This is a genomic window from Streptomyces sp. CA-111067 (assembly GCF_050956065.1).
In the GTDB taxonomy this organism is placed as follows: Bacteria; Actinomycetota; Actinomycetes; order Streptomycetales; family Streptomycetaceae; genus Actinacidiphila.
In genome coordinates this window covers 44790-58302 of sequence record NZ_CP192103.1, presented here as the reverse complement: position 1 = coordinate 58302, position 13513 = coordinate 44790, and the positions used below count along the sequence as shown (strand labels likewise).

Sequence of the window (13513 nt, the reverse complement as noted above, 5' to 3'; positions counted from 1 at the left end):
ATCTCCGGTCATCGCCCTTCGCTGAAGGAGACCCACCGTGTGGCTGCTCATGCGTCGACGTCCCGTCCTGCCGCTGGCGGTGACGGCGGTGGCGGCCCTTGTCGCGTCAGGTCTGGTGTCCGCGGCCACCGCGGCGGCCGGCCCCGCGGCGTCCCTTTACGCGGCACCCGGTGGTACCGGCACCCGGTGCTCGGCCGCTGCGCCCTGCTCGATCACCGCGGTCCAGCAGGCCGCCCGTCGGGCCGCCGGAAAGCACACCGCCGACGTGCAGGTGGTCCTGGACGACGGGACATACCAGTTGGCCGCGCCCCTCGACTTCGACGCGGCCGACTCGGGCAGCCCCGAGCACCCGATCGTGTGGACCGCGGCACGCGGCGCCCACCCGGTCCTCTCCGGTGCGAGCCGCGTGCGGCACTGGACCGCCTCCTCCCCGTCAGGCGTCTGGTCGGCGTCCGTCCCGGCCGCCGACGCCAGCCGTCAGCTCTACGTCGGCGGCACGCAGGCGCCCGTGGCGCAGGCCACCCCGTCCCAACTGCACTTCGCCGGCGGCTGGAAGGGCTCGGCCGACGGCTACGACCTGTCGGGCGACCCGGCCGCGATCGCCTTCTTCTCCGCGCTGACGCCGGCCCAGTTGCAGCAGGTCGAGTTCGACTACCCGGGTGGCAACGGGCAGTGGACCGACTCCGAGTGCGGCGTGCGGTCGCTGTCCGGCACCTCGCTGACCATGGACCAACCGTGCTGGAAGGACGTCACCGACCGCGCCGCCTACTCGGACGCCAGCGGCACGCTGCCCTCGATGAGCACCTCGCAGATGCCGGCCTCGATCCGGAACGCGCGCAGCCTGCTGCATCCGGGCCAGTGGTTCCTCGACCGGTCCAGTCACACCCTGTACCTGGACCCGCTGGACGGAGCCCGGCCGGACGCCCTCGACGTCGAACTGCCCCACCTGGAGACCCTCCTGCAAGGTGCGGGCACTCTGGCGCGTCCCGTCCACGATCTGACGTTCACCGGGCTCACGTTCTCCTACGCCACGTGGAACGCCCCCTCGCAACCCGCGGGCTTCGCCGACGTGCAGAGCAACCTGCACATCACGGGCGCGAACAACCAGGGCATGTGTTCGTTCTCCAGCCCGGCCGGCAGTTGCCCGTGGGGGCTGCTGACCGAGCCGCACGCCAACGTCTCCTTCACCGCCGCCGACCACATCACGCTGACCGGCAACCGGTTCGCGGAGCTCGGCGGAGCGGGCCTGAGCATCGCCTACGGCTCGTCCCACAACCTCGTCCAGGGCAACGAGTTCACCGACATCGCGTCGACCTCGGTCCTGCTCGGCTGTACCGCCGACCCCACGCCGGTCAACCCCGACCCGGACCACTTCCCCGACTACCCGGCCACCAACCCCGACACGCCTCAGACGATCAAGGACAACTGCACCCCGGATCCGTCAGCCGTGGCCGGCGACACCATCGGCGTGAACGAGATCGCCACCGGCAACACGATCTCCGACAACGTCATCCACCACGTGGGCACCGACTACCCCTCGGCGAGCGGCATCACGCTGCTCTACAACCGGCACACGCTGGTCACCCGCAACGAGCTCTACGACCTGCCCTACACCGGCATCACCGCCGGCGTCATCCAGGGACACGTCGACTCGGCCGACCACCCCTCGAACTCCCTCAACATCAACGCCGACAACACGATCAGCTACAACCTCATCCACGACCACCTCGACGTGCTCGGCGACGGCGGCGCGGTGTACATGGAGGGGCACCAGGCCGCCTACCACTACCAAGCTGACGGCAAGACGATCGACTTCGACGCCACAATGGCCCACGGCCTGCAGGTGATCGGCAACGTCACCTACAACCAGGGGCCCGGCTTCGCGTCCTTCTACGACGACGCCGGCTCGGAGTGGATCCACTACGTCGGCAACGTCCAGTTCCACAACAGCGGCGCCAACGCCCAGGGAGGCTGCGCGGCGACCGGGCACTTCCTCGTCGAGGGCAACTACCTTTCCGCGCCCGCCGGCCAGTACATCTGCGCCGACGCGGTCGACAGCCACGTTAGCGGCAACACCACCATCCCGGGCTCACCGGGCCCCAACGACATCCAGCTGGCGGCGCTGGCGAACGCCGGCCCAGGCCCTTCGGGGCGGGGCTTCGCCGCCGCCACCGACCTGGAGGCCGACTACGTCTCGGCGCCGCAGGCCGCGTTCTCCGACGGCGCCACGACCAAGCGGGTGCTGATCGGCGGCGCCGGGTTCGAGCCGGGAACGCCGGTCTACTTCTCCGGCCACGCCGCCCCGAAGGTGCAGGTGCTCTCGCCGGGCTTCCTGATCGCGACGCTCCCCGCGGGTGCGGACACCTCGCAGGTGTCGGTCGGCGGTCTGGTCCCCGCGCCCCGGATCGCGGCGCCGGCGTCGGGCGCGACCGGCGTGGCGACCACGTTCACCGTCCAGGGCTCGGGGACCACCGGCGACACGCTCACCGTGACGGACGGCGGCACCACCGTCTGCCGTGTGGCAGTCGAGGGCTCCGCCTGGTCGTGCACCGCGACGGAGGCCGCCGGCCAGCACACCCTCCAGGCCGTGCAGTCCAACGCGCGCGGCGTCGACTCGCCACCGGCCACCACCGTCTTCGTGGTCGGCAAGGCCCCCGCCGCCGTCCGGCTCAACGACACGGACCCCGGCGTCCAGTACGCCGGATTCAGCTACCAGTCCGGTCGCGGGCTGGACGACTACCAGGACGACGTCCACTACGCGTCGGACGACGGCTCGACGGTCAGCTACACGTTCATCGGCACCGGGATCAAGGTGTACGGCGAACAGAGCAGCGACGAGGGCCACTTCTCTGCGGTGCTGGACGCGGGCGCGCCGGTCAGCGTCGACACCGTGCCCCCTGACGGTCAGCGTCGCGGGAACGTGGCCGTCTGGTCGAAGACGGGACTTGCCGCCGGCCTGCACACGCTCGTCCTGACCAAGGCCGACGGCACCTACATGACCTTCGACGGGTTCGAGGTCGACAACGGCTGAAGCCCGCAGACGGGTGAACCCCGGCCGCCGCGCGTGCGGTCCGGGGTCCACCCGCCCAGGCGGTCAGCCGGGGCTGCCGTGGCCGGCCGGGGTCAGCTGGTGAGGGTCCACTGCTGGTTGGCGGCGCCGGAGCAGGTCCAGATCTGCAGCCGGGTGCCGTCGGCGGAGCTGGGGCCGGTCGCGTCCAGGCACTTGCCGGAGCCGGCGTTCAGGTACGTGCCGTCGGACTGGTGCGCCCACTGCTGCGCGGCGGTCCCGTTGCAGTCGTAGAGCTGCACCTTCGTGCCGTTCGCCGTGCCGGCCGCGGTGACGTCCATGCACTTGCCGAGCGACTGGAGCGTCCCGCCGGAGGCCGCCCACTGCTGGGCGTCGGTGCCGTTGCAGGTGTAGAGCTGCACGGCGGTGCCGTTGGCGCTGCTCGCGGCTGCCACGTCGACGCACTTGCCGCCGTAGCCCGTGATCTGGCCACCGCCGGTGGGCGGCGGCGGGGTGGTGCCGCCACCTCCGGTGATCTTGTTGAAGATCCGGGAGTACGCGTAGCCGGTGCCCTTGTCGTAGCCGTCTACCTCCCAGAACGACAGCTCCTGGACGCCGTTGGTGGCGGCGAAGCTCTCCAGGGAGGTGGCGTTGGCCTGGGTGAAGTTCTCGTTGTCGTCGTTCTGGCCGGCGATCGGGGTCAGGCCGATCTTGTTGTAGGCCGCGGCGGTGGAGATCCCGTACAGGCTCGCGAGCTGGGCCGCGGTGGCCTTGGCGGCCGAGATGGCGTCGTTGTAGGCGTTCTGGCCGTCGCCGAAGTCCATGGTCATGATGTTGACCAGGTTGACGTTCACGCCCTTGGCCTTGGCGTCCTTGAGCACGTTGAGCTCGGTCGACGGCAGGCCGCCGGGGTCGACCGCGAGGGTGTAGTCCACCTGCACCGCGGGGTTCTGGGCCTGGAGGGCGGCCAGCGCCTGGTTGCGCCGGGTGTTGGCGGCCGAGTCGCCGATCACGCTGCCTTCGATGTCGAAGTCCAGCCGAGTGACCCCGTAGGTGGTGACGATCTTGTTGTACGCGGCCGTCAGCGAGGTCACCGACGTGCAGGTCTGGGCTATCTCGTTGGGGTTGTTGCCGTCCGGCGCGCCGCCGAACGAGGGGATCACGTCACCGCCGGCCGCCTTGAGCGAGTTGATCTGCGAGGTGTAGGTCCCGACCGAACCGCCGTTGCCCCACGCCTCGTTGCAGCCGGAGGTGGGGACCAGGAACGCCAGCGTGTAGAACTTGTCGCCGGTGGCGGCCATGTCGGCGGCCATGTCACCGGCGTTGCCGCCGCTGATGTAGAGGTACGGCGCCGCGTAGTGCGCGGGGAACGTGGTGGCGGCCTGCGAGGACGAGGCGTTGGTGATCATCGCCGCCGCCGCTGCCAGCGGCAGCACGGAGGCGACGAGCAGTTTCTTTCTACGTGACCATGCCATTGGTGGATCTCCTGATGTGTGGGGGGTGGGGGTCGGAGGGGGCCCGCCGCGGACGGGCGGTGCCCGGGCCGGTCAGACGGGAACGAGGTCGAACTGCTCCCATGTGCCGATGACGGGAGCGCTCGCGATCAGCGGGGAGGCGCCGGCGGCCGCAGCGGTGACGTACTTGCCGTTGACCTGTGCGCGCAGGCTCACCGACCCGCCCGGGTTGGTCACAAGGGTGAACGTCTCCCAGCCCTGGGCGGTGGCGCGGTTGGCGATGAGCGGCGAGGCGCCGGCGGCCGCCGCCGTCACGAACAGGTTGTTCGCGTGGGCGCGCAGCGTCACGCTGCCGGTCGGCGACACCGCCAGGTCGAAGGTCTCCCAGCCCTGGGCGGTGGCGCGGTCGGCGATGAGCGGCGAGCCGCCGGCGTCGGCCGCGGTCACGAACAGGTTGTTGATCCGGGCCCGCAGGGCGTACGTCCCCGAGGCCGGCCTGCCCTGGCCGGTGGAGGCGGCGAGCGGGGCCAGTTCGGTGCCGCCCAGCAGGAAGCCGCCGACGCCGAAGTCGGCGGTGCTGTCGAACGTGACGGGCTGGCTGGAGTCGGGGCGGTCGCCGACCTTCTGCACGTAGCCGAGCACGCCGTCGGAGTGGACGGCGGTCGCCACCATGCCGTTCCAGGCGCGGGCCGCGACCGGCAGGTAGCCGGCGGCGTCCACCAGGCCCGCGGCGACCGCGTACGCGGTGCCGTAGGCGAAGAAGGCGGTGCCGCTGGTCTCCGGGCCGGGGAAGTGGTCCGGGTCGGCGAGGTTCACGTTCCAGAAGCCGTCCGCCCGCTGTACTTCGGCGACCGCGGTGATCAGCTTGGTCAGCGTGGCGCGGTACTCCGGCACGTTCGCCTGGCTCGCCGGCAGTGCCTTGAGCACCTTGGCGTGGGCGCCCGCCGCCCAGCCGTTGCCGCGCGACCAGACCACCGGCTTGCCGGACGGCGAGACGATGTGGCCGGGGACGAAGTTCTTGTCGCGGTACCACAGGCCGGTCGCCGGGTCGTAGAGCCCGGGACCGCCCTCCGCGCTCTTGGTGTGCGTGTAGAGCCTGTACAGCTTGTCGAAGTAGCCGCTGTCGCCGCGCAGCACGCCGAGCCGGGCGAACTGCGGCATCGCCATGTGCAGGGCGTCGACCCACCACCAGTCGTCGTTCTTGGCCACCTGGTTGACGTAGGTCATGGTGTGCAGGCACGCCTCGATCGCGGCGATCTTGTCGGCGCCGGGGGCGAGGTCGTAGAGGTCCAGATACGCCTGGCCCGCGGTCTGGTTGTCCGCGATCCGGGTGGTGTTGCCGCCGGCGAGGCCGTAGGCGTGGGCCTGCGCCCAGCCGGTCGCGTAGTTGAGGTAGGTCACGTCCGCGGTCAGCCGGTACAGGGCCAGCAGCCCGCTCATCAGCGTGGCGTTGGCCCACTGGTTGTCGCCGCCGCCGGGGTGGGCGCCGATCCACTGGTCGGCGACGCGCCGCATGGTCGCGACCATGTCCTCCCGCGCAGGCAGGGTCCCGGCCGGCGCGGCGGCGCTCGCGGCGTGCGCGGACCCGGCGCCCAGCGCCGGTATGCCGGCCGCGGCGAGCGCGGCTCCACCGGCAAGAAAACTCCGTCGGTCCATGACGATGCCTCTCAGGAACGGCTAGTGGGGGAAAGAGCGTTGCGTTCACGAAGGCGGACGCCGGTCATCCATATGACCAGCGCCAGGAGGACGATAGGACTGGACCAATCGTCCGGTCAACAGTCGCGACAACGATCAGCCGCCGCGAGGCGCGGTCCGCCCGGGCCGGGTGGCGGCCCGGCCCGGGCGGGGACGGTGTCGGTCAGTGCGGATACGAGGTCAGCAGCGCCAGGTTGGTGGTCGCGTCCGACGGACCGCCAGAGGTGTTGATGACGTGGGCGATCGTGCCCTGGCCGCCGCCGAGCGAGAAGGTGATCATGCTGTGGAAGCGCACCTCGGACCGGCGCGGCGCGGCGAACGCGCGGTCGTTCACGATCGTCGGGTCCTCGGCGAAGATGCAGTAGCTGCCCAGGCCCCACGCCTCGTGCTCGCGCACGTGCGGCGCGACCTGGTAGGAGCGGTAGCCGCGGGTGGCGCCGTCCTGCCACGCGGCCTGGTTCGGCGGGTCGTAGGGCATCTCGTTCTGGAAGAAGTACGTCCGGCCACGCTCCCCGTTCCACTGCACCTGTGTCTTCTGGTGGTGTTCGACGAACAGGCCGTAGACGGTGACGTCGTCGCCGTCCACCACCAGGCCGTTCTCCGAGGTGTTGACCGTCCAGCCGACGCCCTTGCCGTGGTCGGCGCGCCACAGCCAGGTGTTGTCGATGATCACGTCACTGCTGTTGACCAGGATCGACACCTTCGCCCGTCCGGCCCCGGCGCCGCCGATCCGGACGAACACGTCGTGCAGCGAGGTCGGATCGCGGTCGTGGCGGCGGCGGGCCCCGTCCGGGCCGATCCGGACCAGCGCGTCCGAGACCTGCGGCCCGGCGTCGACCAGCAGGCCGGCTATCGCCACGCCGTCCACGTCGGCGACGTCGAGGGCCGCGGTGCCCTGGTCCGGCACGAGCGTGGCCAGGCCGAGGCCGAGCACGACCGTACCCGCACGGGTGATCCGCAGCGGTTCGTCGAGGTGGTAGATGCCGGGGGTGAGCAGCAGGTGCTTGCCGCCGGCCAGCGCCGCGTTGAGGTCCGCCGCGGACTCGGCCGGCTTGGCGAGGTGGAAGCGGCCGATCGGCACCGAGGTTCCCTCGGGCCTGCGCCCCTCCCAACTCGTGCCGTGGGTGTCCTTGCGGACGGCGGGCACGAAGACCTGGTAGGCGCCGTCGCCGTCCACGTACAGGAAGGGCTTCTCGCGCACCACGGGTGTGCGGGCCACGGAGGTGAAGGTCGGGGACGGGAAGGAGGTGGCGGGGGCGTTGCCCACTCCGACGAAGACCATGTTCCAGTTGGAGCCGGTCCACTGGCCGAGCATGCTGTTGCGGGTCAGCCACTGCTGCTGGGTCCCGGAGTTGACCTGGCCGGTGATCTTGCAGTCGGCGATGAAGCCGCCGCTGGAGTAGCCCCCGTCGTCCAGCCGCATGTCGCCGAGCAGGTAGACCCGCCGGAAGAACGTCGCCTGCGAGACCGCCCAGCGGGTGCTGCCGCTGCGCGGCACGATGTTGAGGTTCTCCACGCCGCGCCAGAAGTTGGTCAGCGCGCCGTGCCCGTGGGCGTCGGCGTCGGTGTGGACGGCGTTGGTGATGCTCGCCCCCGAGGGCTGCAGGCCGAGCCCGGCCGCCTGGGTGTAGTACCCGATGTTCAGGTCGACGTCGTAGCCGCCGGGCTTGAACAGCAGCGCGTAGCGTCCGGTACCGAACTCCGCGCCGGCCTGCTGGGCGTAGACGGCGTCGGCCACCGACTGGATGGTCGAGGCGGGAGTGGAGCCGTCGAAGACGTAGACGTTCGGCCCGAAGTCCGGCTCCCCGTCGGGGTGCTGGGCGGGCGGCGGGCCCGAGGCGGCCGCCGGTGCCGCGCCCTGGGCGCCGGCCTGCTCGGCCACTTCCGGGGTGCCGGCGGCGGCCGGCGTGGCGGCGGCGACGCCCGCCGCGCCGGTGGCGACCGCGCCGCCGGCCAGGGTCAGGAAGGTACGACGTCCGACACCACCGGGGTGCGGCTGCTGCTCGGACGGACTGTGATCGGAGACGGTGGACACGATGAGTCCCTTCGCGAGAACCGGAACGGAGGCGTGCCGGATGGACGCACCTCCGTTCCGGACGGAACCGGCCCTGGGACGGACCGAACCGGCCCTGGGTGGACCGACTTTGTTCGCCGCTTGGTTTAACTCGTGAGATATGTCCGCGTCAACGGTTCGGACGATCTTCGGCCCGGCGCTCAGCGCCGGCAACCAGCTGTCCGGCGCGGGGGAGCAGCCGCCCCGGGGTCAGATCGGCGCGGCCTCCTTGGCCGGCGCGCCCGGTCCTGGCTGGTCGGGGACGCCCGCCGGAGCGCCGCTCTCCTCCAGCTCGTCGTCGGTCATCGTCGACTCGTCGAACGGCAGGTCGCCGGCGAAGACCCGCTGCGCCCGGTCGCGGTCGAACTCCCCGGTCCAGGTGCCGATCAGCACCGTGGCGACCGCGTTGCCGGCGAAGTTGGTGACCGCGCGGGCCTCGCTCATGAAGCGGTCGATGCCTACGATCAGGCCGATGCCGTCGACCAGGGCCGGGCGGTGCGACTGGAGGCCGCTGGCCAGCACGGCGATGCCCGATCCCGACACGCCGGCGGCGCCCTTGGAGGCGATCATCATGAAGAGCAGCAGCGAGACCTGCTGGCCGAGCGCCAGCGGCTGGTCGAGGGCGTCGGCGATGAACAGCGAGGCCATGGTCAGGTAGATCATCGTGCCGTCGAGGTTGAAGGAGTAGCCGGTCGGCACGGTGATGCCGACCACGGGCCGGCTCACCCCGAGGTGCTCCATCTTGGCGATCAGCCGGGGCAGCGCCGACTCCGAGGACGACGTGGAGACGATCAGCAGGAACTCCCGTGCCAGGTAGCGCAGCAGATGCCAGAGGTTGACCCGGGAGAAGACCCACAGCACCGCGCCGAGCACGACGACCACGAAGATCAGGCAGGTCACGTAGAAGCCGAGCATGATGGTGGCCAGTGCCTTGATCGCGTCGACGCCCGCGGAGCCCACGACGGCCGCGATGGCGCCGAACGCCCCGATGGGGGCCGCCCACATGATCATCGACAGCACCCGGAAGACCAGCTTCTGGATGTGCCCGACACCGCGCAGCACTGGCTCCCCGGCCCTTCCCATGATCTGCAGCGCGAACCCGACGAGCAGCGCCACCAGGAGGGTCTGCAGCACCTGGCCCTCGGTGAAGGCCGAGACCAGGGTGGTGGGAATGATGCTGAGCACGAAGTCGACGCCCTCGGCGGGAGCGGCGGCGGCCTGGGAGTGCCCCACGTGCTTCAGGGTGTCGGTCAGGTGCAGGCCGCTGCCCGGATGCAGGATGTTGCCGACCAGCAGGCCGATGGCCAGCGCGACGAACGACATGGCCACGAAGTAGCCGAGGGCGAGGCCGCCGACCTTTCCGACCTTGGCCGCGTTGCGGACCGATCCGATGCCGAGCACCAGCGTGCAGAAGATGATGGGCGAGATCATCATCCTGATCAGGCTCACGAAGCCGTCGCCCATCGGCTTCAGTTCGACGGCCACGCCGGGCGCGGCCAGTCCCAGCACGGCGCCGGCGACCGTCGCGAGGATCACGGCGATGTAGAGGTAGTGGGTACGGTCTCGGTCTCGACGGCTCGTGGCGTCGTGGGGGGCCTGGGCTGACACCTTCGTCTCCCTCGCTCCGCGTGCGCCGTCCCGGGCGCCCGCGATCGGACAGGTCCCGGTGACTATGCGCGCGGCGAGTGAGCCAGGTCACGTTTGCGTTCATTGAGTTCGCGGTTCGCGCGCACACTGTTGCCATGCCGAGCATCCCCGCAGTGAGCCGAACACGCCGGGCCCGCCGGACCCGGCCGGGTCCGCGCAGCCTGGCCGGCCAGCTCTTCGCCATGCAGGTGGTGATCGTGGCCGCCGTGGTGGCCGGCTGCGCGGTGCTGGCGTACGTCAACGCCGGCAGCCGGGCGCAGGACGCCGCCCGCGACCAGGTGGTGGCCGCCGCCACCGCCGTCGCGGACTCCGGCGACGTGGTGCGGGCCGCGCAGTCCGCCGACCCGAGCGCGGACCTCCAGCCGTACGCGCTGCGGGTCGCGGCGGACGCGGACGTGGACTTCGTGACGATCATGGACCCGCACGGCATCCGCTGGACCCACCCCGACCCCTCGCTGATCGGCGAGCACTTCCTCGGCCACATCGGCCCGGCGTTGCGCGGCGCGACCTTCACCGAGACCTACACCGGCTCGCTCGGCCCGTCGGTGCGCGTGGTGACGCCGATCCGCGCCGGAGACCGGATCGTGGGCCTGGTCAGCATAGGCATCAAGATCGACACCATCAGCCACCAGGTGCGCCGGCAGCTCAGCGCGCTGCTGGCGGTCGCGCTGGCCGCCCTCACGGTCGGCGGCCTCGGCACCTACGTGGCCAACCGCCGGCTGCGCCGGCACACCCACGGCATGGCCGCCGCCGAACTGAGCCGGATGTACGACTACCACCAGGCGACGCTGCACGCGGTGCGCGAGGGCCTGGTCCTGCTGGACGCCGACCGCAGGGTGGCGCTGTGCAACGACGCCGCCCGCGAACTGCTCGGCCTCGGCGGCGACGTGGTCGGCCGGTACGTGGACGGCCTCGGTCTGCCCCCGTCGCTGACCGGCGCGCTGCTGGCCGCCGAACCCCGGGTGGACGAGGTGCACCTGACCGCCGAGCGGGTCGTCGTCGTCAACACCTCGCCGGTACGCGGCGGCGAGCAGCGCGGCACCGTGGTCACCCTGCGCGACCACACCGACCTCCAGGCGCTGACCGGGGAGCTGGACTCGGTGCGCGGCTTCGCTGAGGCGCTGCGCTCGCAGGCGCACGAGTCGTCCAACCGGCTGCACACCGTCGTGTCGCTGATCGAGCTGGGCCGCTCGGCCGAGGCGGTCGACTTCGCCACCTCCGAGCTGGAGTTGGCGCAGGCGCTCACCGACCGGGTGGTGGCGGCCGTCGGCGAACCGGTGCTCGCGGCGCTGCTGCTCGGCAAGGCCGCCGAGGCGCACGAGCGCGGGGTGGAGCTGACCGTGACCGACGACAGCCGGATGGACGACGGCGTGCTCCCGCCCGCGCTCGCCGCCCGCGACCTGGTCACCGTGCTGGGAAACCTGATAGACAACGCGGTCGACGCGGCGATCGAGGGCGCGGCCCGCGGCGGCAGCCGCCCGTCGGTCACCGTACGGGCCAGGGCCGGGGAGGACGAACTGCTGCTGCAGGTCACCGATTCGGGCCGGGGCGTCGATCCGGCCGCCGCCCTGGAGGTCTTCCGGCGCGGCTGGACGACCAAGAGCGAGGGCCGCGGCCTGGGCCTGGCCCTGGTGGAGCAGGCCGCCCGCCGCGCGGGCGGCACGGTGGGCCTGGACCGGTCCTCCGGCGGCGGCGCGCGGTTCACCGTACGGCTGCCGCTGCGGCAGGAGGCACGGGCATGATCAAGGTCCTGGTGGTGGAGGACGATCCGGTGGCCGCCGAGGCGCACCGGATGTACGTCGGGCGGCTGGCCGGCTTCGAGGTGGCGGCGGTCGTGCACACCGGCGGGGCGGCGCTGCGGTTGCTGGAGCGGCAGCCGGTGGACCTGGTGCTGCTCGACCTCAACCTGCCCGACGGCCACGGGCTCGACCTCGTACGGCGGATGCGCGGCGCAGGCCACACCGCGGACGTGGTGGCGGTGACCTCGGCCCGGGACCTGGCCGTCGTGCGCCAGGCGGTTTCGGTGGGCGTCGTCCAGTACCTGCTGAAGCCGTTCACGTATCCGTCGCTGCGCGACCGGCTGGAGCAGTGGGCGCGCTACCGCAGCGGCCTGGCCGGCGGCGGCCAGGCCACCGGCCAGGCCGAGGTCGACCGCGCGCTGTCCGCCCTGCACAGCCCGCAGCCCGCGGTCCTGCCCAAGGGCCTGAGCGCCCCGACCCTGGAGGCGGTCACCGCCGCGCTCCGCGCCGCCCCGGGCGAGGCCATCTCCGCGAACGCGGCAGCCCAGGCCGCCGGGGTCTCCCGCATCACCGCCCGCCGCTACCTGGAACACCTGGTGGACACCGGCCGCGCGGTGCGCAACCCCCAGTACGGCCAGGTCGGCCGCCCCGAGCTGTGCTACCGCTGGACGGACCGCCCGAACCCGTAGCCGCCCGCCCCTCCACGCATCCGTCAGCGCGACAACCCGGGTCCCTCGGGCCGCTGCCGAAGCAACCCGGGCGCGGCGTGGACCGGATCGAGCGCGGAAGCTCCCCTTGGCGTGCGGGGGTTGCCTCGGTCAACCGGGCAGCGCCCAGGGGCGGTCGGTGGCCGGCCACACGTAGGGCAGGTCAGGCGGGGTGCCGGCGAACAGCGGGGCGTAGTGGTCGGGCGCGCGGGTGAGCAGGGCCGACCGGTGGCTGCGGTGGAACGCCGGATCGCCCAGCCACGGCGGGAGTTCCCCGGCGGCGGCCAGTTCGTCCTGGGTGCGGACCGGTGCCTGCTCGCCCCGGTGGGCGGCGAGGTCGGAGACGAGGGTGGCGGCGCAGGTGTCGGCCCGCCCGGCGGCCGTCCACACCGCGCACACATCGAGGCCGTACCGGGCCAGCGCCTCCTCGTACCCGCCCCACATCCGCACCGCGGGGTGGTGGCGCCAGCCGTAGCCGGGCACGGTCAGCCCGCGCAGCACCTGGAGCGCCTCGACCCGCTGCTTGCCGAGGCGGCGGGCGTCCAGCGCCTCAGCGGAGGCGGTGAAGCCGGCATACGGCAGAAACGTCTGCATGCGTCCCATTACCGCCCCTTGCGCCGCCGGCCGCCGGTCGCCACGCGCCAGCGCGGCGGCGTTGACCGGCCGGCACGAGAACACCCCGGCCGAACGGCTGGCGCCGCCCCGGGCGCACGCGCATCGTCACTACGACAATTTCAGTGACGCATGGCGTATTTTCACCATGCCGTCGCGTTGCTACCTTCATGGCGTCATTATTTGCGCCGCGCGACCGGGATCCGGTCCGTGCGGCCCAGCAGGGAGGACCGCTCGTGCTCCGTGCCCGTATCGCCGCCGCAGGCGCCGCCGTCGTACTCGCCGGCGCAGGTCTCGTGGCCGCCACCGCCACGACCGCCCAGGCCACCACGCCGCCGACACCGTACATGTGCCCGCAGTTCCTCACCGACGGGGCGCACGGCCTCTACTGGTGGACGTACGGCCAGGGCTGGCTGGTGTGCAGCTACAGCCAGACCTCCGTACTGCAGTGCCGCTACAACGCGTTCAGCGGCGACGCCTGGTACAACGCCCCCAACCCCGACTACTGCCCGACCCGCGCGATCCCCACCGCCTGACCTGACGGCGGGGCGATCCCGCCCCGCTGCGGGACGTTCCGGCTGCCGCCACCTGTGTGAGTT

At 72.0% G+C, this 13513-nt stretch carries 9 protein-coding genes; 4 read left to right on the top strand and 5 right to left on the bottom strand.

Annotation, left to right across the window (positions count from 1 at the left end; all coding sequences use genetic code 11):
- Positions 1-37 precede the first annotated feature (37 nt).
- Positions 38-3031 (top strand): hypothetical protein, encoded by a 2994-nt coding sequence (locus tag ACQPW6_RS00255; RefSeq protein ID WP_433887428.1) that lies wholly within the window; start codon positions 38-40, stop codon positions 3029-3031.
- Between the two features lie 92 nt (positions 3032-3123).
- On the opposite strand, the gene ACQPW6_RS00250 is transcribed toward ACQPW6_RS00255, so the two are convergent.
- The 4 genes from ACQPW6_RS00250 to ACQPW6_RS00235 form a co-directional block, all read right to left on the bottom strand.
- Positions 3124-4482 (bottom strand): ricin-type beta-trefoil lectin domain protein, encoded by a 1359-nt coding sequence (locus ACQPW6_RS00250; RefSeq protein ID WP_433887427.1) that lies wholly within the window; start codon positions 4480-4482, stop codon positions 3124-3126.
- Between the two features lie 72 nt (positions 4483-4554).
- Entirely contained in the window at positions 4555-6117 is a 1563-nt protein-coding gene (locus tag ACQPW6_RS00245; protein WP_433887426.1) for a glycoside hydrolase family 88 protein, read from the bottom strand.
- A gap of 202 nt (positions 6118-6319) precedes the next feature.
- On the bottom strand, positions 6320-8191 hold the full coding sequence (locus ACQPW6_RS00240) for a coagulation factor 5/8 type domain-containing protein (RefSeq protein WP_433887425.1): 1872 nt from the start codon (positions 8189-8191) through the stop codon (positions 6320-6322).
- 228 nt (positions 8192-8419) lie between these two features.
- Positions 8420-9817 carry a cation:dicarboxylate symporter family transporter gene (locus ACQPW6_RS00235; protein WP_433887424.1) on the bottom strand — a complete coding sequence of 466 codons (1398 nt, stop codon included), beginning with the start codon at positions 9815-9817 and terminating at the stop codon, positions 8420-8422.
- Positions 9818-10038: 221 nt separating this feature from the next.
- Here ACQPW6_RS00235 and ACQPW6_RS00230 point away from each other — a divergent pair, with 221 nt between their 5' ends.
- Together ACQPW6_RS00230 and ACQPW6_RS00225 are read left to right on the top strand one after the other, a co-directional pair.
- A complete protein-coding gene (locus ACQPW6_RS00230) occupies positions 10039-11598 on the top strand; it encodes an ATP-binding protein (protein WP_433894378.1) in 1560 nt (519 codons plus the stop codon).
- Entirely contained in the window at positions 11595-12284 is a 690-nt protein-coding gene (locus ACQPW6_RS00225; RefSeq protein ID WP_433887423.1) for a response regulator, read from the top strand. The genes ACQPW6_RS00230 and ACQPW6_RS00225 overlap by 4 nt, the downstream gene beginning before the upstream one ends.
- Positions 12285-12413: 129 nt before the next feature.
- Here ACQPW6_RS00225 and ACQPW6_RS00220 read toward each other — a convergent pair whose 3' ends face one another.
- Complete coding sequence (locus ACQPW6_RS00220) at positions 12414-12896, bottom strand: MSMEG_6728 family protein (RefSeq protein WP_433887422.1); 483 nt, start codon at positions 12894-12896, stop codon at positions 12414-12416.
- A gap of 254 nt (positions 12897-13150) precedes the next feature.
- Here ACQPW6_RS00220 and ACQPW6_RS00215 point away from each other — a divergent pair, with 254 nt between their 5' ends.
- Positions 13151-13450 carry a hypothetical protein gene (locus tag ACQPW6_RS00215; protein WP_433887421.1) on the top strand — a complete coding sequence of 100 codons (300 nt, stop codon included), beginning with the start codon at positions 13151-13153 and terminating at the stop codon, positions 13448-13450.
- The last annotated feature ends 63 nt before the right edge of the window (positions 13451-13513 follow it).